We start from the raw sequence: 19,951 nt of genomic DNA, 5'->3' as shown, positions 1-19,951 counted from the left end.
CTGTTATATTGAAAAGCGATTAAACGCCGCCTAACTCGACACGCGCTTGTTTTATTTTATGTTTGTTCTCAGCCACCTTGTCTGCGCGCCAGGTCAAGTTCATCACATGGATAAGCGCCGCCGCAGAAGCCTCAACCACATCGGTTGCCAGGCCGACACCGTGGAAACTCTGATCATGGTACTTGGCGGTGATATCCACCTGCCCCAAGGCATCTTGCCCCTGGCCTTTGGCACTGAGTTGATAGCTACTGATATTGATCTCACAGCCGCTGGCGCGGGCAATCGCCTTGTAGGCGGCATCCACTGGGCCGTTCCCCGTGGCCGCCTCGGTCACTGGATTGCCATCGACCATCAAGGTCACAGTCGCTGTGGCCTTACCCTCAGCCAAGTCAGAGTGCACCACCAATTGCTGTAGTCCATAGTGATTTTCTTCATCACTGCGAGCCTCCATATAGACCAAGGCTTCCAGATCATAGTCGAACACCTGACCCTTCTTGTCCGCTAGCTTAAGGAAAGCTTCATACAGGGTGTCCATGTCATAGTCTTGCTCGCCATAGCCCATCTCTTCCATGCGATGCTTGATCACATGGCGGCCCGAGCGAGAGGTCATGTTGAGGTTGTTGCGATTAAGGCCTATGCTCTCTGGCGTCATAATTTCATAAGTATTTTGCGACTTAAGCACACCATCCTGGTGAATACCCGAAGAGTGAGTAAAGGCGTTGGCACCAACGATCGCCTTGTTAGCCTGGACCGGCATATTACATAGCTGGCTCACCAGATTAGAGGTGCGATGGATCTCTTTAGCGTTGATACCCGTCTCCAACCCAAGGCTTGCCTTGCGGGTGGCGATGATCATGGCGATCTCTTCAAGGGAGCAGTTACCGGCGCGCTCGCCGATACCATTGACGGTACATTCAATTTGGCGCGCACCGTGCTGCACTGCGGTGATCGAATTGGCCACCGACAAACCCAAATCGTCATGGCAGTGCACCGAGATCACCGCCTGATCGATATTAGGCACGCGGTTAAACAGGTTTTGAATAATGCCGCCAAATTCGCTCGGCACCGTATAGCCCACGGTATCGGGAATATTGATTGTCTTAGCGCCAGCGTTAATCGCGGCTTCAACCATACGGCATAGATTGTCTATAGGTGTGCGGCCAGCATCTTCACAGGAGAACTCCACATCATCGGTAAAACGGCGGGCATATTTCACCGCGCCAACCGCCATCTCCAATACTTGGTCGAACGAGCGCTTAAGCTTACTCTCTACATGAATGGTCGAAGTGGAGATAAAAGTATGAATACGGAACTGATCGGCCACCGACAGCGACTGAGCCGCGGCGTCGATATCTTTTTCCAATGCTCTGGCTAACGCACACACCCGGCTATTCTTGATAGTACGGGCAATGGTTTGTACCGACTCGAAATCACCTGGGGATGAGACGGGAAAACCGACCTCCATCACATCCACGCCCAGACGCTCGAGTGACAGTGCTATCTGCAATTTCTCCTTAACCGTTAAACTCGCTGCTAATGCTTGCTCACCATCGCGTAAGGTCGTATCAAATATTATCACTCGGTTAGACATCTGGTTTCTCCATGGTACGTCTAGGCTCTAATTTTGGGTATTCGTCAAATCCATAAACAAAAAAACCCCGCGTTGTTGAGCGCGGGGTTTATGAATGCTGGTCGTGTTATTAAGCGTGCAACACTACATTCTCCGCGCAGAGACTGCGAGAATGAGAATGAGGAGGTTGAGTAGGGCACGGTTAATGGTCATCATTGTATTCAAAAAAAATAAGTAATTATTCGTTTCATTTCGTTGGACTGATTAATATTTAACGTGTGTCTGGCGAATAGTCAACCCCATATTTTTCAAGTTTGCCACATTAGACCAGATAAAAATCTTGATTAACCGCTCAAATCTAACCAATTATTTGCCAACAAGAGTGACTAAGTGATTAAATTCAGCATACTAGGTCATTTGCCGAGCAATCTATCTGATTCCAATCTTGGGCATTATTTTTTATGCAATTGCTGATGGAAAATCAGTATAATGCCGCGAATGGAAACAGCACACTCGTTCCGGAGTTTTTAAAAATGGATTTTCGTCTCATAGTGTTAAGCCTCAGCCTTTGGCTGATCCCCGCTTATGGGAACACTATGACAGAGTTGGATGAGTTGGCCCATAACGTCTACCAATATCCCAACAAGACCCTGACAAAAATCCAGGCGCTGGAACAACGCCTGGATCAAGAAGACACGTCTGAAGAAAATCGGCTTCGACTCTCCATCCTAAAATGTGAAGCCTTTGTGCAGCTAGGTGAAAACGAGGCCGCCATCAATCTTGGCCGCATGAGCGAAGCCAAAGCCAAATCGAACAAGCTTAATCAACTCGGTCCCTATTTTCTAAACTGCATGGCAGCGGCCTACATGGACTATGGCGATCTCAGGCAGGCACTCACCCTACTCGACTCGGCTATCTTCCAGTCACGCGAACAGCAGCAGCCGCAATCACTGGTCAATGGCCTGATGCTAAGAGGCAAGATAGATACCCATATCGAGAGTCAGAGCAGCGCCTTAGAAGATCTGCGCCTGGCTCAGGATATCTACCCAGATACCGAAAAGCAGCAGCCCCAATGGCTGACACCACCTAGGCCATACATTCAACTGGCCATGGCCGAACTGCTAAGAACCAAGGGGCTCTATAACCAGGCGTTCAACTATGCCAAGGGAGCACTAGATAGCGAGCAGACCACAGGCAAAGTGAGACTCACCGTCTTGCTGGCTCTCGCTAAAGTCTCCCATTATAACCAAGAGGTTAAGTTTAGGGATGACATGGTACTCGAAGCCAAGATCTTACTACCTGAACTGGCGACTGCCACCGAACTGGCCGAAAGTTACACCCAGCTAGCAGAAATCGAGTTTTTACGAGGTAATGACAAGAGCGCTATTCAACTACTTAATATTGCGCTCAACACCTTTGATAAACAGAAGAAAATTAACGACAGCCTACGGGCCAACCGTCTGCTGGCCAATATTCATTTGGCCAATGGCGAACAGGCGTTAGGAACAGAGTTGATGCAAAAGGCTATTGCCATTGGTGAGCGCACCAACCAGTTTGACGAGCTTGTCTACTGTTATGGTATCTTGAGCCGCTATTTTGCCGATATAGCTCAGTATCAAGAAGCCTATCAATATCAACTAAAACGTTTCGAGATGGCCCAGCGCAGCTATGAGTTCCTTAAAGATACCCGGCTACTACAGATCAAGGCTCAGCTTGGACGTTACCAACAACTCGCACAGGCCAATCAACCTAAGCCGATCAAGCTTGATGCCCACATCAGCGACAGCTATGGCCTCATCGGCATCCTGGTGCTCTTCCTGCTACTGACGCTGTTTATTCTGCTCAACCGTATCAGAACGCCTAAGGCGCCGCTGCCACAGAGCCAAAGAGATGAGCCGATGAGCACTCAGGAGAAGATGGAAGCGCTGTTGGCCAGTGCTAAACAAATTGGCTTTCCGATCACCATCTTACTGATCAATTCCAGCCATCTTGCTATGGCAGATTATGAGAAACTGCAGGCCAGGCTGGCCCAGAAAATACGCCAGCAGGATATATTATTGAGCACCAGCGCCGATCAAATTCTGATCATGCTGCCCTTTACCTCATTACCGGGGGCGCAGTTGATTGGGCGACAGTTGAGCGCCATCATAGAGCCTCTGCAAAATGGCACTCGCGTCAGTATGGGAATGGCGGTCATGCAGCATCACGATACTCTCTCTTCCCTGGTCAAACGAGCCAGTGTCGATCAACTCAGTAAGTACAGCGGCCAACAGGCTCACTAGCCTAATCGCTTGCCTATAGCTGCATTACCCTCGGGTAATGTAATCGCTTATCTCGTCGAGAAACTCGCCGCCGAAACGGTTCAGCTTGGTCTCGCCCACCCCATTGACCGCCAGCATCTCTGCAGGACTGGTGGGCACCATAGCCGCCATCTCCGCCAGGGTGGCGTCGTTAAACACCAGGTAGGGGGGCACATCCAGCTCCTCGGCCAGGCTGCGACGTAACAATTTCAAGCGAGCAAACAACTTTCTATCGTAATTTAGCGGCGCCCGGCTACTGCTGCGGCGTTTCACATGTGTGGTGATACTTATTCTTGGTTCTGCCAGCTGCAAGGCTATTTCGCCCTTAAGCACTGCCCGCGCCTGAGGATTAAGCTTAATGGCCGAGCCTCGGGTGATATCTTGACTAGCAAAGCCTAAGTGTATGATTTGGCGAATTATACTGAGCCAAAACTCATGACTTTTATCCTTACCTATGCCCCAGGTTGATAGCTTATCATGGCCACGGTCGACCACTGGCGCAGCCTTAGAACCGCGTAATACCTCAATCAGGTGGTTAATGCCAAACTTCTGCTGCAAACGGAAGATACAAGAAAGCACCTTCTGGGCATCTTCGACGCCATCGTAGCGTTTGGGTGGGTCCAGACAGATATCGCAGTTGCCACAAGGCTCTGACGCACTCTCGTCGAAATAGTGCAGCAATACCTGGCGACGGCATGTCTGAGCCTCTGCAAAGGCCGCCATGGTATTGAGCTTGTGGTACTCCACCTGTTGCTGGGGTCCAGGTTCTTGCTGCTCGATAAGATGACGCACCCGGCCAATGTCAGCGGGGTCGAACAACATAAAGGCCTCGGCATCCAGTCCATCACGACCGGCGCGGCCCGTCTCCTGATAATAGGCCTCTACGCTCTTGGGAATGTCGTAATGCACGACAAATCGCACGTTAGACTTGTTTATTCCCATGCCAAACGCCACAGTCGCCACCACGATATCCAGTTGATCTTTCAGGAAACGTTCCTGGATATCGGCGCGTTCTTCCTGGGTCTTACCGGCGTGATAGGCATCGGCGTCATATCCCTGCATGCGCAGGCGATCGGCCACCTCATCGACACGGCGGCGGCTACTACAGTAGATGATACCGCTATTGCCATTTTGCGCCTGAATAAACTGTCTGAGCTGGTTGGCAGCGTTGAGTTTTTCCGCCACCGTGTAGCGAATATTGGGCCTATCGAAACTGGTGAGCAGCTCATAAGGGGTGATCCCCAGCCGCTGACAGATATCTTCTCGGGTGGCCTTATCGGCAGTGGCGGTGAGCGCCATCATGGGGACCTGGGGAAAATATTGTTTTAACTGTCCTAGGGCTGCATATTCAGGCCTGAAGTCATGTCCCCACTGGGAAATACAGTGCGCCTCGTCGATGGCAAATAAAGAGATCGGCAGGTGGTGCAGACGCTCAATAAAATTTGCCGTCAGCAGGCGCTCGGGCGACACATAAAGGAGCTTCAACTCGCCATTATGCAGTTGCTGGTAGATGCTCATCGCCTCTTCACGCGACTGAGACGAATTAAGAAAAGCCGCCGCTACGCCCATTTGTTTCAGGCTATCGACCTGATCTTTCATCAGGGAGATGAGCGGAGAAACCACCAGCGTCAAGCCGGGTAAGATAAGCGCCGGCAGCTGATAGCAAAGACTCTTGCCGCCGCCCGTTGGCATAATCACCAGCGAATCACGCCCCTCACAGGCCTGCTCTATTACCTCTCGCTGGCCTGTCCTGAAGGTGCGATAGCCAAACACCGCCTGCAAACAGCTGGCGAGTGGATCGCTATCGGTCGATTCGGGCGTGCTTAAGGCTAAGTCCATGGCGCTAATTTATGGTCAATTTGGCCGCTTATTCTAATCAAGCCAGCCCTGCTTGTCTCAACTCTGCCGAAATTAATTGTTGTTCACAGCCCCTATTTGGTGAAAATTCAGCCATGGGCTTGCTTAGCTTACTGAATTAGCGATAGATTAAATGCTCTAACGAAATAGGCTTAACAAGGAGTGCCCTATGACGACACCTGTACAAGCACAAACCCTCGCCACCGTCGCCGAGATCTTCGATACTAAGGTGCCTTTCCATCAACTGCTTGGCATGGATATTAAGCGTTATGATCTAGAGGGTGTCGAAGTTGAAGTGAAGATGAACAGCAATCTCATCGGCAATATTCATCAGCAGATCCTGCACGGGGGTGTCACCGCAACGGTACTGGACGTAGTAGGCGGTCTGACGGCATTCTCAGGACTGGTGGCCAGTCGTGATGATTGGAGCTTGGAAGACCTGCAAAAGCGCTTACAAACCTTAGGCACCATAGATCTGCGCATCGACTACCTAAGACCCGGTCGCGGCGAGGTGTTTACCGGCACTGGTACAGTGATCCGCGCCGGCAATCGCGTTTCAGTCTGCCGCATGGAGCTGCATAACGAACAAGGCGCTCACATCGCCTTCGGTACTGGAACCTACATGGTGGGCTAACGACAAGGGAGTCCTAGAATGAACTGTCAAGCTAGCGATACTCGCTGGCAAATGACCACTACACAGAACTCCCACAAAGAATCCCCATCGCCGCTTGAGTCAGACCCTTCAGGCGCCTACAATGCCTCTCCTTCATCTTTTTGAAATCCTAAGCTATGGCTGACATCGAGTATCGTAAAGGGGTAGTACTAGCCATCTGCGCCTACTGCTTTTGGGGCTTTGCTCCTCTGTATTTTAAACTGCTAGATCATGTTTCGGCGACAGAGATCTTGCTACACCGCGTGCTATGGTCTTTCGTGTTCATGCTAGTGTTGATGCAGTTTATCGGCGGCTTTGCCAAGTTAAGGGCGCTGTTTCGTCAACCCAAACAACTGGGCGTGTTAGCGATCACTTCGATTCTGATCGCCGGCAACTGGCTGCTATTTATCTGGGCGATCAACAATGATCATATGCTCGATGCCAGTTTGGGTTACTTTATCAACCCCTTGATTAATGTGCTGCTGGGAATGATCTTCTTGCAGGAGCGACTGCGAAAACTGCAGTGGGCCGCCGTATCACTTGCCTTTACTGGCGTATTGATCCAGCTGATCTCATTTGGCTCGATTCCTGTGGTCTCCCTGGCGCTCGCCGCTTCTTTCGGGCTTTACGGCCTATTGCGCAAGAAGGTTAATGTCGACGCCAAAACAGGATTACTGGTCGAAACCGCCATACTGGTGCCCGTAGCGCTGCTCTACTTGGTAACGAATTTCGAGAGTATCAGCGTGATGGAAAATAGTGTGCAAATGAATTTACTCTTGTTAGCAGCCGGCGTGGTGACCTCTGTCCCGCTACTTTGTTTTGCCGGCGCCGCCACTCGTATCCCGCTATCCATGCTTGGCTTTTTTCAATATATCGGCCCCAGTATCATGTTTATCATGGCCGTTAGCGTGTTTAACGAGCCCTTCGATCTCGAAAAAGGGATCACCTTTGCCTTTATCTGGAGCGCGCTGGTGATCTTTACCCTGGATCTGGCGTTAAAGAGTCGGCGCAAGCAAGCTGGATAACAAGGCCTCGGGACGCTCAACACTCAAGAGAAGCAGATAGCCCTCTGTGGTCGGAAGGACCAGCACTTGCTGGCTATTGGTGACTGACAGCAGGGCTTTATCTGTATTATTGGTCATCTTAGCCAATTTGAACCAACCAAGCTGGTAACCCGGTAAACCAACGCCATTGCTGCGGTAACTGATCTGCGGCGCTTCCTCATCATCTAGGTTAATAATACTCGCCTGAGACGGCAACAAGCTCTCTAGTGGCAACTCAACACCATAAAGCGGGATATCGACCATCATTGCTGTGGGAGTAAGGCGCACATTGGCGTTGTGGGCCTTCAAGAACACCCAAGACAATAGACCCAGTACGGCAATCACCATACCTGAGGCCGCAAATTTAGCACCTTGGGGCATGGGCTTAACCTTGATTAACACTATCACCAAGGCGATGCCAAGCAAGAGTGAAACAAATGCCATGCTGGTCGTCGAGTCAAAGGTTGCGAGCGGAAAAATTTGAGATTCCATGTTTAAGTATCCTACAAAAAATGGCTGCTAAGATAAGAACAGCCACAGGTCACACGCCATTAACAAGCCTGCGCAAAGTCTTATCTCGAGAAATTAGGATTACTATGGGGCTGGCGACATATTATGTCAAGATAGCGCTTTGATATGATCTCGAAGTAAAAAACCACGCTAAGCGTGGTTTTTTGGAATCTGTATTTATTAAAGATCTAACGCAAGAATCTTCGACTTGCGCTGATAGTTGTAAAGTTGTTTCTTCTTATTTGGCAGGGCATCAACATCGACTATCTGGAAACCATGTTCAAGGAACCAGTGTATGCTGCGTGTCGTGAGCGCAAACAAGCGAGAGTAGCCGCGCACCTTGGCCTGACCGATGATGTTCTTCAGCAATACGCTTCCGCGGTCTGCGTCACGATAATCGGGATGCACCACCAAACAAGCAAACTCACCGGCATTATCTTCTTCGAAAGGATAAAGCGCGGCGCAGCCTATCACCAAACTATCACGCTCGATCAGCATAAACTGATCTATCTCCATCTCCAGTTGCTCGCGCGAGCGTCTGACCAATATACCCGCTTGCTCTAACGGACGGATAAGATCCAGGACACCACCGATATCGGCAATACTTGCCCGGCGCAGCCGCTCAGCACTCTCAGTGACGATCTGAGTACCTATACCATCACGGGAGAACAGCTCTTGCAGTAGGGCACCGTCATCGAGGTAACTGACAAAGTGACAACGTGCCACGCCGTTACGGCAGGCATCGATACTGGCCTGTAAAAAGGCACGTGTACCCACGCACCAATTATCTTCATCGGTTAGTTCTGACAAAATTCGCTGGGCGTCGGTAGGCATCAGCTCCGCAATCACCTCGCCATTACTGTCTATAATCCCCTCTTTGGCGCTAAAGCCAATCATCTTATCGGCCTTAAGCTTGACCGCAATCTGGGTCGCCACCTCTTCGGCGGTCAGATTAAAACACTCTCCGGTGACCGAAGCCGCCACAGGCCCTAAAAGCACTATGCCATGGTTATCCAGCTGACGTCTTAGACCTGCTACATCGATGCGTCTTACCTTGCCACTCAGGCAGTAATCCACACCATTATCGACGCCCAGGGGCTGAGCAATCACGAAGTTGCCACTCACCACGTTAATTTGTGCCCCCTGCATTGGGGTATTACTCAGGCTCATGGAAAGACGGGCGGTAATGTCCAGTTGCAAACCACCTACAACCTGTTTGATCACCTTGAAGGATTCTTCATCGCTGATGCGTACGCCATTATAGTATTCGGGCTTCAAGTTATGCGCCGCCAGCGCCTCATCGATTTGCGGTCTGGCGCCATGTACTAAGACAATTTTGATCCCCAAGCTATGGAGCAAGGCGATATCGTTAATGATTGAGCGGAACTGACTCTGGGCGAGCGCCTCCCCCCCCAGCATGACCACAAACGTTTTCCCCCTATGTGCATTCACATAGGAAGCAGAATGACGAAACCCCTCGACCAACTCAGTAGTGCGCACGCGCGTAACCTCAACAATAAATATGTGACAACATCGCCACCAAACGAATAACAAGCCAATATTATTGCATTTAAATTCACATTAAAAGCATTTGTTTTCATTATGGGCGATATTTTTCATCACAGGAATAACGCTGGGATAAAGCATAGCAGAACAGGCTTAAATCAGGAGCTTAGCAAGCAAAGGTAAGTGTAAGCGATAGAAACTTCGCCCCTAGAGCAATAGCAAAGCTCTGGGAAAGTTTGGCGGTAAACTATGGGGGTTTTAATGAATTCTGCACAAAAAAAAAGCCCCTACAAGAGGGGCTTTTTCCAAAAAGACGTTAATCAAGAATTACTTGATTTTCGCTTCTTTGTACATAACGTGCTGACGGATAACAGGATCAAATTTCTTGATCTCCATTTTTTCAGGCATGTTACGCTTGTTCTTCTCAGTCGTGTAGAAGTGACCTGTTTTAGCGCTAGAAACTAGCTTGATCTTCTCACGGTTACCTTTAGCTTTAGCCATGGTTTATTACACCTTCTCGCCGCGGGCACGAAGTTCAGCAACAACAACTTCGATACCTTTCTTATCGATAATACGCATACCTTTAGTAGATACACGTAGCTGTACGAAACGCTTTTCGTCTTCTAACCAGAAACGGTGGTTCTGTAGGTTAGGTAAAAAACGACGACGAGTCGCGTTCTTAGCGTGCGAACGGTTGTTACCAACCATCGGCTTCTTGCCAGTAACTTGGCATACTCTTGACATGTCAATCTTCTCCAAAAACAATTTAACGCTCGAGCATTAATGTACCTCGAATATGGCCGTCGCCCGAGGCACACAAAGAGGGCGCATTTTATACAGGATCTAAAATCAAAGATCAAGGGATATTCAATCTATCCATCCCCTCTCTGCAAACGAAACTATCTCACGATCGCCTATAACCATATGGTCTAACAGCGAAACATCTATAGTCGCCAACGCGTATTTCAATCGCTCAGTAATTCGCCGATCAGCATGACTGGGCTCAGCCACCCCGGAAGGATGGTTGTGACACACAATCACAGCTGCGGCCTTTTTCTCAAGCACTAGGCTTACCACTTCTCGTGGATAAACCGAGGCTGAATCTATGGTGCCACGGAACAGTTCAACGAATTGAATGACCCTATGCTGACTATCGAGCAATAAGATGGCAAACACTTCGTAGGCACGATCCGCTAATTGTCTCATTAAATAGTCCCGAGTTAAATCAGGATCTGTCAAAATCTTTCCTCTTTGTAGATTTTCTTTTGCAATCCGCTTATTTAATTCAATAGCTGCCTGCAGTTGGGCGTATTTAACCGGGCCTATGCCCTGTATCTGGCATATTTCATTCATTGAAGCGGTAAACAGAGGTCTTAGCCCCCCAAAGTGGCTCAGCATGACTCTGGCGAGCGATACGGCACTTTGGCCTTTAAGGCCGTTTCTGAGCAGCACCGCGAGTAATTCAGCATCAGAGAGTTGCCCGGCGCCGCTACGCAACAGTTTTTCACGAGGCCCCTCTCCTTGGGGCCAATCCTTGATCGCCATAAACACTCCTTGTCGTGGCCAACTTGTTACACCTAGGGTTTAGAGTATGGTCTAGTTTTTAAAAACTTGTATCCTCAACCGAGACACGATTGTGGTATGGTTAGCGGGCAAAATTAAACGCGATTAGTGATCAATATGAGCCTAACTAACAAAAAGATATTGCTGGGAATTGGCGGTGGTATTGCCGCCTATAAGTCTGCCGACCTGGTACGTCGCCTGAAAGAGCGCGGCGCCGATGTGCGCGTCGTGATGAGTCAAAGTGCGCAGGAGTTCATTACACCGTTGACGCTGCAGGCGCTCTCTGGCCACCCAATAGCCACCGACTTACTTGACCCGGCAGCCGAGGCAGCGATGGGCCATATCGAACTTGCCCGCTGGGCGGATATGGTACTGATAGCCCCAGCGACCGCCAATCTGATTGCCCGCATCAATGCCGGCATGGCCGACGAGCTGATCACTACCACTTGCTTAGCCACCGAAGCGCCAGTGGTGCTTTGTCCGGCGATGAATCAGCAGATGTATCGCAACGCCGCTACACAGGACAATCTGGATAACCTGAGAAAACGTGGCCTCACCATCTGGGGACCGGCGTCAGGCAGCCAAGCCTGTGGTGAAATCGGCCCAGGACGCATGGAAGAGCCGCTGGTTATCGCTGAACGTGTCGAACACTTCTTTGCCCCTAAACTGCTTCAAGGGGTATCGCTACTGCTCACCGCAGGGCCTACCCGAGAAGCTATCGATCCCGTGCGCTACATCTCCAACCACAGCTCAGGCAAGATGGGCTTTGCCTTAGCCAGAGCCGCAGCCGAGATGGGCGCCAAGGTCACCTTAGTGACAGGGCCTGTGAACTTAGAGACACCGATGAATGTCAATCGTCTCAATGTCGGCTCTACGCAGGAGATGCTTGACGCCGTGATGGAGCAAGTACATCACTGCGATATCTTCATCGGCTGCGCGGCTGTCTGCGACTATCGCACCGCGGATATTGCCGACGAGAAAATTAAAAAATCCTCGACTGAGATGTCACTTGCGCTTGTGCGCAATCCTGATATCTTAGCCACGGTCGCGGCCCATGAGGCTCGCCCCTTTACCGTAGGTTTTGCCGCCGAGACACAGGATGTCGAGCATTACGCCAAGGATAAGTTGACGCGAAAGAAGCTGGATATGATCGCCGCTAACGACGTGTCTGATCCGGCGTTAGGCTTTAACAGCGACGCCAACGCCCTTAAGGTATTCTGGCCCAATGGCCAATATGAGCTGCCCGCTACCGACAAATACACCCTAGCCAAGCAATTACTCACCCTAATCGCACAGCAGATGAAGACAGCATGAAGACGCCTATAGAACTCAAGATCCTCGATTCTCGTATCGGCTCACAATTTCCCCTGCCAGCCTATGCTACTCCAGGCAGTGCCGGCATGGATCTGCGTGCCATGATAGAAACCACTATGGTGATCCAGCCGGGCGAGACCAAACTGATCCCTACGGGAATAGCTGTCCATGTGGCCGATCCTAGCTTAGCGGCCGTCATTCTGCCGCGCTCAGGCTTGGGCCACAAACAGGGCATAGTGCTGGGTAACTTAGTTGGCCTTATCGATTCCGATTATCAAGGCCCGCTCATGGTCTCTTGTTGGAACCGCAGCAGTGAGCCTTTCACCCTAGAGATAGGTGATCGCCTGGCGCAACTGGTGTTTGTCCCCGTCGTCCAAGCCGAATTTAAACTGGTCGATGAGTTCGACAGCTCAGATCGCGGCGAAGGCGGCTTCGGCCACTCAGGTACTCGATAACCAGGCCTTAGATAGCCAGATATTGGATAGCCCGGCACGCGAACGCCAAATACCGCCGCACAAAATAATTAGAGAGTCATGGACTACACCTATAGTGTGCCCATCGGCTCCTGTAGTAATTGAGTAAAGGATACTTAGATGGCTGCAAGCCCCAAAATCAACCGACGTGAACACATTCTACAATGCCTCGCTACCATGCTAGAGACCAGCCCAGGACAAAGGATCACCACGGCAAAGCTCGCTGCTGAAGTAGGGGTCTCTGAGGCGGCGCTTTACCGTCACTTTCCCAGCAAGGCCAGAATGTTTGAAGGGCTGATCGACTTCATCGAAGAGTCACTGCTGTCGCGCATCAACCTCATCATGGATGAAGAGAAAGACACCATGAGACGCTGCCAGTTACTGCTGCAACTCCTATTGGTGTTTGCTGAGCGCAACCCTGGGATCTCCCGTGTACTCAATGGCGATGCCCTACTGGGAGAAAATGAGCGCTTACGTAATCGTACCGGACAGATCTTTTCCAAGGTGGAGACCCATCTAAAGCAGATATTGAGAGAAAAGACCCTAAGGGAAGGCAAAGGCTTTAACCTGGACGAAGCCATTCTGGCTAACTTGTTACTGTCGGTGGCCGAAGGCCGTATCGCCCAATTCGTTCGCAGCGACTTTAAAAACAAGCCTACAGAACACTTCGCCGAGCAGTGGCAATTCATTCAGCAACAGCTACTTCAGAGTTAACAGCGGTGAAGATGATAGAGCGCCAATCGAACAGCTAGAAGCGCTGGAAGAAGGGCTCAAGAAGCATAACTACCCTTATGAGAAGCTGGTAATGGACGATGAAGGCCACGGCTTCTATAACGACGAGCATAGGGCCAAATATTACCGTCAGATGATGAGCTTCCTCAAAGAGAACCTGAAGCTTTAATCCCTTGAAACCTTAAAAGCCGATTACCGCAATCGGCTTTTTTGTTATTCCCTTATTAATTCTGGGTATAAATTACCCGCAATTCAGGGTATCCTCCCTGACCCGCTCCCCTATGTTAACTGTCACAGGGCGGGCTATAATGAATACCTTATGGGTTAATTTCTTAACATTATTAGCAAATTAATCTTACTGAACAGACCACTATTTATGGTGGAGGATACAATGGCATTAAGTGAAGCAGCACAGCAGGTGCAAACCGCATTATTAGAGCGTGGTCTTGAGACGCCTATGGTCCCGTGCGGACTAAGCAGCGAAGCGCGCAAGGAAAAGATTGAGCACCATATGCGCGAGATCTTGACCTTAATGTCACTGGATCTTCGTGATGACAGCCTGATCGAAACTCCTAAGCGTATCGCCAAGATGTATGTCGACGAGATCTTCTCTGGCCTAGATTACGCTAACTTTCCCAAGATCACCGTTATCGAGAACAAGATGGGCTTCGATGAGATGGTCAAGGTCAACGACATCAGCCTCACCAGCACCTGTGAGCACCATTTGGTGACCATAGATGGCGTTGCTACCGTGGCCTATCTGCCACGCAAAAACATCATAGGCCTGTCTAAAATCAATCGTATCGTGCGTTTCTTTGCTCAGCGCCCTCAGGTGCAAGAACGCCTGACTCAACAGGTTCTGGTGGCACTACAGACGCTACTTGAGACCAAAGATGTGGCGGTAAAGATGGATGCGGTGCACTACTGCGTTAAATCCCGCGGTGTGATGGACTCAACCAGTACCACAACCACCACGGCACTGGGCGGCATCTTCAAGTCTAACCCGGCCACCCGCGCCGAGTTTCTAAGCAATTAACTCTTATTGCTTGTAACCGACTTCTCGCAATAAAAAACGCTGCCTAGGCAGCGTTTTTTTGTATCACAACAATTGATACCGATTAGATACCGTATTGGTCACGATAAGCACTAACTGATGCTAACTGTGCTTCCATTCCAGGTTTTTCCGACAGATAGTTGATCAGGTCTTCCAGCTTGATGATAGAAACGATACTGCAACCAAAGTCACGCTCAACCTCTTGAATCGCCGACAGCTCGCCCTTGCCTTTCTCCTGACGATCCAGCGCAATCAACACGCCCGCTAGCTCAGCATTATGGGCTTCGATAATCTCCATCGATTCACGAATCGCGGTACCTGCGGTGATCACATCATCCACCAACATCACACGACCCTTAAGCTCGCTGCCCACAAGACTACCACCTTCACCGTGGTCCTTCTTCTCCTTACGGTTAAAACAGTAAGGCATATCGATATCATGGTGATCGCACAGGGCCACGGCTGTGGTAGTCGCGATCGGGATTCCCTTGTAGGCTGGGCCAAACAGCAGGTCATACTCGATGCCCGAATCTACCAGCGCCGCCGCATAAAAGCGTCCCAAACGCGCCAAATCACGCCCGGTATTAAACAGACCGGCATTAAAGAAGTAAGGGCTAGTGCGGCCTGACTTTAACGTAAATTCGCCAAAACGTAATACCTGACGCTCTAGGGCAAACTCAATAAACTCACGTTGATAGGCTTTCACAATCTCTCCTTTTTAAAATGTAGGGGTACGCTCAATTCGATTTAAAAAAAGGACCCCGTAGGGTCCTGTTCAACAAAATAATGATTAACTCAATGCCGCCTTCTGCACATCGACGATCTCACGAATACCGTGCTTGGCCAGATCCAGCAGGCTCAGTAACTCTTCATGGCTAAATGGTTCGCCCTCGGCGGTGCCCTGGATCTCAATGATCTTACCGGTTTCTGTCATCACCACGTTCATATCGGTCTCGGCGGCGCTGTCTTCGATATATTCCAAATCACAGATAGGCTCACCCTTGTAGATGCCTACGCTCACGGCAGCGATCAGGAACTTAAGTGGGTTGGTCTTGATCAATCCCTTACCACGCGCCCAGTTAAGCGCATCAACCAAGGCCACACAGGCACCGGTAATCGCTGCGGTACGCGTGCCACCATCGGCCTGAATCACGTCACAGTCGATGACGATAGTGTTTTCACCGAGTGCCTTCATATCTACGGCGGCGCGCAGGGCACGGCCGATAAGACGTTGGATCTCTTGAGTACGACCAGACTGCTTACCACGGGCAGCCTCACGATCCATACGGCTGTGGGTCGAACGCGGCAACATGCCATACTCAGCGGTTACCCAACCTTGACCCTGGCCTTTCAGAAAACGTGGCACCCCTTCGGTAAAACTAGCGGTACACAGTACCTTAGTTTCACCAAATTCAATTAATACAGAACCTTCTGCATGGGCTGTGAACTGTCGCGTAATGGTTACCGGACGAGATTGAGCTGGGGTTCTGTCACTTGGGCGCATTGGCATTTCCTGTTTGAAATTAGATAAGCAGATTTGGCTGCATATTATAGGGGCTTGCGCCGACGGATGCCATGTTAATCATGACCGAAAGCGTAAAGCGAGGAGAGTTTGCTTTAACCCTGCACCTCATCGGACTATAATCCTAGGTCACTCAATCGATTTAACCTATTGGAATTACCCATGATCCAAAGCATGACAGCCTATGCTCGTATCGAGCACAAAGCACAATGGGGCACCGCCTCTTGGGAGATCCGCTCAGTCAATCAGCGTTATCTCGAAACCTACCTGCGCCTGCCTGAACAGCTTCGTAGCCTAGAACCCGTGCTCAGAGACCGTCTACGCAAACGTTTAAATCGCGGCAAGATTGAGGTCAATCTGCGCTACGATCTCGGTGAAGACAAAAATAGCGACCTACAGCTTAACCAAGCCTTGGCCAGTCAGATCATTCAGGCGGCCAACTGGGTCAAACAAGAAGCCGGTCAGGGTGAGATCAACCTGGTTGACATACTACGCTGGCCGGGCGTTATGTCTGGCAGCGAACAGGATATGGATGCCATTGGCAAGGAACTGTTAAGCGCATTCGACAGTGCCATCGATCAGTTTATCGAAGCCCGCGGCCGCGAAGGCGATGCCATTAAGACCATGTTAGAAACACGCTTAGACGCCATCATAGAGCAAGTCGCCATCGTCCGTGAGCACATGCCAATGGTCATGCAATGGCAGCGTGATAAGATCAGCAACCGCTTAAGCGAAATTCAAGGCGAACTCGATCCCGCCCGTATGGAACAAGAGATGGTATTGCTTGCCCAAAAGATGGATGTCGCCGAAGAGATGGACAGACTCGACGCCCACGTTGCCGAAACCCGCCGCATCCTCAAGAAAGGCGGCGCACAAGGCCGACGCCTCGACTTCATGATGCAAGAATTCAACCGCGAATCTAACACTCTGGCTTCTAAGTCTATCAGTGCGGAAGTCACCGCCGCAGCGGTAGAGCTAAAAGTACTTATCGAGCAGATGCGCGAACAGATCCAAAATATCGAATAGTTTTTTTACCCGTCCAAGAATGTCTTAGAAGCCCTGTTATTTGCTTGTAAATACAGGGCTTTTTTATTTTTCCCGTCCAAATCGGTTTGCAGATGTCCGTTACCAACTACCTGTTTAGTGGTGGGCAGAATGGTGGGCAGCCCCCTCATTTTGGCTCAATAAGCGTTTTGCGGTGAGCAAATTGGTGAGCAGTAAGTTGCCCAATTTTCGCATTTAACTCGCCACCACAACAGGTTAGCTGCTGATTCAATAAGCAAATCGGTGGTGGGCAGCCATTATTGCCCCCTCCATTATTTCAGCAACTATGGAGTAAACATGGGAAAACTCACAGCAAAACAGGTTATTGCATACAGCAAAGCCGAACCAAAAAAATATTCAGACGGTGAAGGCCTATACTTTTGCGTCCGCAAACAGGGCTCGCCTTATTGGATGATCCGCTACACCACAGCCAAAGGAAGACGAGAAGCGACCTTGGGGCAATTTCCTTTAATGTCGTTGGCAGACGCTCGAATTGCCGCCGCATACTTTCGAAAGGAAGTACGTGACGGCATCGATCCTCTTCTAGAAAAACAGAAAATCGAGTTACCTGAGATTGAAACCGTGGATCAACTGTTCCATGACTGGTATCGAACCGATCTGAGTCGACGACTAAAGCACCCCAAGATCCCGTATCGGGTTTACACCAAAGAGATAAGCCCAGTCATTGGCATTAAGTGTATTTCTGAGGTGACCGCACGCGATGTGCGCGAAGTATTGGAACGCATTCGAGAAAGTAACCGCCCTACCATTGCCAACGACACCTTGATGTACATGAAGCAGTTGTTTCGACATGCAATTAAGCTCGACTTAACGCTGAATAACCCAGCCGCAGCATTTACCGTGGACGATGCCGGTGGTGTGGAGTCCAGTAAAGACAGGATGCTCAGCAAAGAGGAAATTCACTACGCCTTCAGCGTGTTCCATACCCATATCAATAGCTTTGGCCGCGATAACTACCTCGCTTGCTGCCTGTTTTTGGTGTTGGGCGTGCGTAAAAGCGAACTATGCGAAGCCATGTGGCGTGAAATGGATTTAACCACGGGCGTGTGGGATCTACCCAAAGAACGCAGTAAAACAGGCGTGCCAATCAGCATCCCCTTACCGCGCCAAGCCATTACCTGGTTTAACGAGCTGCAAATCCGTGCTTGTGGATCGCCTTATGTTTTCCCTGCCAGACGAGCAAGCCACCGTCCACATATGGGGCCAGATACGCTGAACCGCGCCATTTCTAAGTTGTTTGGTCGCGAGCCTGGGCGCAAAAAGCAGCCACCCAATAAAATGGGCAAACTTGAACACTTCACCGTACACGATTTACGCCGCACCTTTCGCAGCCTTGCCGCCTCTTTGGGGATCGCAGGCAACGTGGCCGAACGCTGTCTTAACCATAAGCTAAAAGGCGTTGAGGGCATCTACGACCGCCACGATTACTTTGAAGAGCGCCGTATTGCCCATCAAACCGTAGCTGATGTGATCGAACCGCTGGTGAACTTTGAACACCCTTCACAGCACAACACAGGAGGGCGTTAACATGCAACTAATGATGCGACTCGCCCCCATTACCTTTCCAATAGCCATGCTGGCAGGCCTTGGTTGCTGTATTGGCATTGCCTTACTCGAACAGCCTCATGGCGTAGGCTACGCACTTACCCGGCATTGCCTGATGGTATTTTTGGTACTCGCTCCTTGGCTGACGTTAAAACTCACGTTCTACATGATTGTCAGCCTAGGACGTAAACTAGGACTCATCCCGCCTGCACGCCCAACGTACAGCCTAGGTTATGAAGAATCGCTCTATTGGTTCAGAGTATTGGCGTTCTTCGATGGCAAACGCAGCCGTATGCCAAAAAAGCCAATCAGGCGAAATTAGCAAGCCCCATTTGCTCACTTACTGTGGGCAGTTGGGACAATGGGGCAACATTTGATACCACAAGCATTAGAAGGTGAATAAGAGGAAATTAAACTGCCCCAAGGAATGGGGCAATTGGGGATGCGGTAAGAACTCCTAACCGCATCAAGAATACCAAACTTGCAAAAGTCCCAAACTGGGACTAACATCTATTTATGAGAATTATCGCATTATCAACCTTAAAAACATTTTGGGAAGACAGCCCAGAATACATTGACGCGAAAGAGCCAACGTTAGCGTGGTATAGGCATGCATTAAACGCTGATTGGGAAGCACCGGCGGATGTGAAACAGGACTTTAGAAATGCCAGCATCCTCAAAGATGGGCGTGTCGTGTTTAACATTGCCGGTAATAAATACCGATTAGTCGTTTGGATCAATTATGCCTACAAGGTGGTTTACATAAGGTTTATAGGCAGCCATGCACAATACGATCAAATTGATGTGCAAACGATTTAAAGCCAAGAGGTAGTAACAAGAGGTAAATATAATGGACATCAGACCTATTAAAACAGATGCCGACTACCGCGCGGCATTAAACGACATCGAAAACCTAATGATGGCGGAGCCAGATACCATTAAAGGCGAAAAACTGGACATTTTGGTTACGTTAGTTGAATCCTACGAAGCAAAGCATTTCCCAATGGATTTGCCAGACCCTGTTGAGGCAATAAAGTTTGAGATGGAGCGCAAAGGCTTAACGGTTAAAGATCTTGAACCCATGATAGGTAAAAGCAATCGTGTTTATGAAATCCTAAACCATAAGCGATCACTCACGCTAAAAATGATTTGGAAACTTCATGAAGGGTTAGGTATTCCAGCAGAGTCGCTGATCAAGCCACCGCAAGTTCGCGCTTCATAGTGCTTCGAATCAAAATTAGTTTG

The 19,951-nt window shown here is 49.9% G+C and carries 21 protein-coding genes and 1 pseudogene; 13 read left to right on the top strand and 9 right to left on the bottom strand.

Features of this window, described 5'->3' with window-relative positions; genetic code table 11:
* Nucleotides 1-19 precede the first annotated feature (19 nt).
* On the bottom strand, nucleotides 20-1,591 hold the full coding sequence (gene leuA / locus NY07_RS10845) for a 2-isopropylmalate synthase (protein ID WP_033539368.1): 1,572 nt from the start codon (nucleotides 1,589-1,591) through the stop codon (nucleotides 20-22).
* 512 nt (nucleotides 1,592-2,103) lie between these two features.
* Here leuA and NY07_RS10840 point away from each other — a divergent pair.
* Complete coding sequence (locus NY07_RS10840) at nucleotides 2,104-3,852, top strand: tetratricopeptide repeat protein (RefSeq protein ID WP_033539406.1); 1,749 nt, start codon at nucleotides 2,104-2,106, stop codon at nucleotides 3,850-3,852.
* Nucleotides 3,853-3,876: 24 nt separating this feature from the next.
* On the opposite strand, the gene recQ is transcribed toward NY07_RS10840, so the two are convergent.
* Nucleotides 3,877-5,709 (bottom strand): DNA helicase RecQ, encoded by a 1,833-nt coding sequence (gene recQ, locus NY07_RS10835; protein ID WP_033539367.1) that lies wholly within the window; start codon nucleotides 5,707-5,709, stop codon nucleotides 3,877-3,879.
* A 187-nt stretch (nucleotides 5,710-5,896) separates the two neighbouring features.
* Here recQ and NY07_RS10830 point away from each other — a divergent pair, with 187 nt between their 5' ends.
* Both NY07_RS10830 and rarD read left to right on the top strand, forming a co-directional pair.
* Nucleotides 5,897-6,361 carry a thioesterase family protein gene (locus NY07_RS10830; protein ID WP_033539366.1) on the top strand — a complete coding sequence of 155 codons (465 nt, stop codon included), beginning with the start codon at nucleotides 5,897-5,899 and terminating at the stop codon, nucleotides 6,359-6,361.
* Between the two features lie 155 nt (nucleotides 6,362-6,516).
* On the top strand, nucleotides 6,517-7,404 hold the full coding sequence (rarD, locus tag NY07_RS10825; RefSeq protein WP_033539365.1) for an EamA family transporter RarD: 888 nt from the start codon (nucleotides 6,517-6,519) through the stop codon (nucleotides 7,402-7,404).
* Here rarD and NY07_RS10820 read toward each other — a convergent pair.
* The 5 genes from NY07_RS10820 to radC form a co-directional block, all read right to left on the bottom strand.
* A complete protein-coding gene (locus NY07_RS10820; RefSeq protein ID WP_033539364.1) occupies nucleotides 7,375-7,914 on the bottom strand; it encodes a hypothetical protein in 540 nt (179 codons plus the stop codon). The genes rarD and NY07_RS10820 overlap by 30 nt on opposite strands.
* A gap of 198 nt (nucleotides 7,915-8,112) precedes the next feature.
* Nucleotides 8,113-9,432 (bottom strand): amino-acid N-acetyltransferase, encoded by a 1,320-nt coding sequence (argA, locus tag NY07_RS10815; protein ID WP_033539363.1) that lies wholly within the window; start codon nucleotides 9,430-9,432, stop codon nucleotides 8,113-8,115.
* 333 nt (nucleotides 9,433-9,765) lie between these two features.
* Nucleotides 9,766-9,939: a 50S ribosomal protein L33 gene (gene rpmG / locus NY07_RS10810; protein ID WP_028773492.1), complete on the bottom strand. Its 174-nt coding sequence runs from the start codon at nucleotides 9,937-9,939 to the stop codon at nucleotides 9,766-9,768.
* Between the two features lie 6 nt (nucleotides 9,940-9,945).
* Nucleotides 9,946-10,182: a 50S ribosomal protein L28 gene (gene rpmB / locus NY07_RS10805; RefSeq protein ID WP_011867275.1), complete on the bottom strand. Its 237-nt coding sequence runs from the start codon at nucleotides 10,180-10,182 to the stop codon at nucleotides 9,946-9,948.
* 123 nt (nucleotides 10,183-10,305) lie between these two features.
* On the bottom strand, nucleotides 10,306-10,983 hold the full coding sequence (radC, locus tag NY07_RS10800) for a RadC family protein (RefSeq protein WP_033539362.1): 678 nt from the start codon (nucleotides 10,981-10,983) through the stop codon (nucleotides 10,306-10,308).
* Nucleotides 10,984-11,118: 135 nt separating this feature from the next.
* Between radC and coaBC the strand changes: the two genes are divergently transcribed.
* From coaBC to folE, 5 genes and pseudogenes are all read left to right on the top strand, one after another.
* A complete protein-coding gene (gene coaBC, locus NY07_RS10795; protein ID WP_033539361.1) occupies nucleotides 11,119-12,315 on the top strand; it encodes a bifunctional phosphopantothenoylcysteine decarboxylase/phosphopantothenate--cysteine ligase CoaBC in 1,197 nt (398 codons plus the stop codon).
* Nucleotides 12,312-12,770, top strand: coding sequence for a dUTP diphosphatase (gene dut / locus NY07_RS10790; RefSeq protein WP_033539360.1), 459 nt, complete (start codon nucleotides 12,312-12,314; stop codon nucleotides 12,768-12,770). The genes coaBC and dut overlap by 4 nt, the downstream gene beginning before the upstream one ends.
* Before the next feature lie 138 nt (nucleotides 12,771-12,908).
* Nucleotides 12,909-13,502: a nucleoid occlusion factor SlmA gene (gene slmA / locus NY07_RS10785; protein WP_033539359.1), complete on the top strand. Its 594-nt coding sequence runs from the start codon at nucleotides 12,909-12,911 to the stop codon at nucleotides 13,500-13,502.
* Nucleotides 13,498-13,689 (top strand): annotated as a pseudogene (locus NY07_RS19210) (alpha/beta hydrolase family protein); the annotation flags it as partial. The gene slmA and the pseudogene NY07_RS19210, both read left to right, overlap by 5 nt.
* A gap of 222 nt (nucleotides 13,690-13,911) precedes the next feature.
* Nucleotides 13,912-14,556 carry a GTP cyclohydrolase I FolE gene (folE, locus tag NY07_RS10780; RefSeq protein ID WP_033539358.1) on the top strand — a complete coding sequence of 215 codons (645 nt, stop codon included), beginning with the start codon at nucleotides 13,912-13,914 and terminating at the stop codon, nucleotides 14,554-14,556.
* A gap of 82 nt (nucleotides 14,557-14,638) precedes the next feature.
* Here folE and pyrE read toward each other — a convergent pair whose 3' ends face one another.
* Nucleotides 14,639-15,280 (bottom strand): orotate phosphoribosyltransferase, encoded by a 642-nt coding sequence (gene pyrE / locus NY07_RS10775; protein WP_033539357.1) that lies wholly within the window; start codon nucleotides 15,278-15,280, stop codon nucleotides 14,639-14,641.
* A gap of 84 nt (nucleotides 15,281-15,364) precedes the next feature.
* On the bottom strand, nucleotides 15,365-16,078 hold the full coding sequence (rph, locus tag NY07_RS10770; RefSeq protein WP_033539356.1) for a ribonuclease PH: 714 nt from the start codon (nucleotides 16,076-16,078) through the stop codon (nucleotides 15,365-15,367).
* A 180-nt stretch (nucleotides 16,079-16,258) separates the two neighbouring features.
* Here rph and NY07_RS10765 point away from each other — a divergent pair, with 180 nt between their 5' ends.
* From NY07_RS10765 to NY07_RS10745, 5 genes are all read left to right on the top strand, one after another.
* Entirely contained in the window at nucleotides 16,259-17,122 is an 864-nt protein-coding gene (locus tag NY07_RS10765) for a YicC/YloC family endoribonuclease (protein ID WP_033539355.1), read from the top strand.
* Between the two features lie 315 nt (nucleotides 17,123-17,437).
* Complete coding sequence (locus NY07_RS10760; protein ID WP_033539354.1) at nucleotides 17,438-18,688, top strand: tyrosine-type recombinase/integrase; 1,251 nt, start codon at nucleotides 17,438-17,440, stop codon at nucleotides 18,686-18,688.
* Nucleotide 18,689: 1 nt separating this feature from the next.
* On the top strand, nucleotides 18,690-19,028 hold the full coding sequence (locus NY07_RS10755; protein WP_033539353.1) for a hypothetical protein: 339 nt from the start codon (nucleotides 18,690-18,692) through the stop codon (nucleotides 19,026-19,028).
* A 194-nt stretch (nucleotides 19,029-19,222) separates the two neighbouring features.
* Nucleotides 19,223-19,525 carry a type II toxin-antitoxin system HigB family toxin gene (locus tag NY07_RS10750; protein ID WP_033539352.1) on the top strand — a complete coding sequence of 101 codons (303 nt, stop codon included), beginning with the start codon at nucleotides 19,223-19,225 and terminating at the stop codon, nucleotides 19,523-19,525.
* Nucleotides 19,526-19,556: 31 nt separating this feature from the next.
* Entirely contained in the window at nucleotides 19,557-19,928 is a 372-nt protein-coding gene (locus tag NY07_RS10745; RefSeq protein ID WP_033539351.1) for a helix-turn-helix domain-containing protein, read from the top strand.
* The last annotated feature ends 23 nt before the right edge of the window (nucleotides 19,929-19,951 follow it).

The organism is Shewanella sp. ECSMB14101 (assembly GCF_000773485.1).
GTDB lineage: Bacteria > Pseudomonadota > Gammaproteobacteria > Enterobacterales > Shewanellaceae > Shewanella > Shewanella marisflavi.
The sequence above is the reverse complement of the archived record's forward strand: the minus strand, read 5'-3'. Positions and strand labels throughout refer to the sequence as shown.

Coding starts and splice junctions, on each gene's coding strand:
- leuA (WP_033539368.1), bottom strand. CDS start 1,591: ATGTCTAACCGAGTGATAATATTTGATACGACCTTACGCGATGGTGAG.
- NY07_RS10755 (WP_033539353.1), top strand. CDS start 18,690: ATGCAACTAATGATGCGACTCGCCCCCATTACCTTTCCAATAGCCATG.
- rph (WP_033539356.1), bottom strand. CDS start 16,078: ATGCGCCCAAGTGACAGAACCCCAGCTCAATCTCGTCCGGTAACCATT.
- NY07_RS10830 (WP_033539366.1), top strand. CDS start 5,897: ATGACGACACCTGTACAAGCACAAACCCTCGCCACCGTCGCCGAGATC.
- NY07_RS10765 (WP_033539355.1), top strand. CDS start 16,259: ATGATCCAAAGCATGACAGCCTATGCTCGTATCGAGCACAAAGCACAA.
- slmA (WP_033539359.1), top strand. CDS start 12,909: ATGGCTGCAAGCCCCAAAATCAACCGACGTGAACACATTCTACAATGC.
- rpmG (WP_028773492.1), bottom strand. CDS start 9,939: ATGGCTAAAGCTAAAGGTAACCGTGAGAAGATCAAGCTAGTTTCTAGC.
- radC (WP_033539362.1), bottom strand. CDS start 10,983: ATGGCGATCAAGGATTGGCCCCAAGGAGAGGGGCCTCGTGAAAAACTG.
- dut (WP_033539360.1), top strand. CDS start 12,312: ATGAAGACGCCTATAGAACTCAAGATCCTCGATTCTCGTATCGGCTCA.
- recQ (WP_033539367.1), bottom strand. CDS start 5,709: ATGGACTTAGCCTTAAGCACGCCCGAATCGACCGATAGCGATCCACTC.
- NY07_RS10820 (WP_033539364.1), bottom strand. CDS start 7,914: ATGGAATCTCAAATTTTTCCGCTCGCAACCTTTGACTCGACGACCAGC.
- NY07_RS10750 (WP_033539352.1), top strand. CDS start 19,223: ATGAGAATTATCGCATTATCAACCTTAAAAACATTTTGGGAAGACAGC.
- NY07_RS10840 (WP_033539406.1), top strand. CDS start 2,104: ATGGATTTTCGTCTCATAGTGTTAAGCCTCAGCCTTTGGCTGATCCCC.
- folE (WP_033539358.1), top strand. CDS start 13,912: ATGGCATTAAGTGAAGCAGCACAGCAGGTGCAAACCGCATTATTAGAG.
- NY07_RS10745 (WP_033539351.1), top strand. CDS start 19,557: ATGGACATCAGACCTATTAAAACAGATGCCGACTACCGCGCGGCATTA.
- coaBC (WP_033539361.1), top strand. CDS start 11,119: ATGAGCCTAACTAACAAAAAGATATTGCTGGGAATTGGCGGTGGTATT.
- rpmB (WP_011867275.1), bottom strand. CDS start 10,182: ATGTCAAGAGTATGCCAAGTTACTGGCAAGAAGCCGATGGTTGGTAAC.
- rarD (WP_033539365.1), top strand. CDS start 6,517: ATGGCTGACATCGAGTATCGTAAAGGGGTAGTACTAGCCATCTGCGCC.
- NY07_RS10760 (WP_033539354.1), top strand. CDS start 17,438: ATGGGAAAACTCACAGCAAAACAGGTTATTGCATACAGCAAAGCCGAA.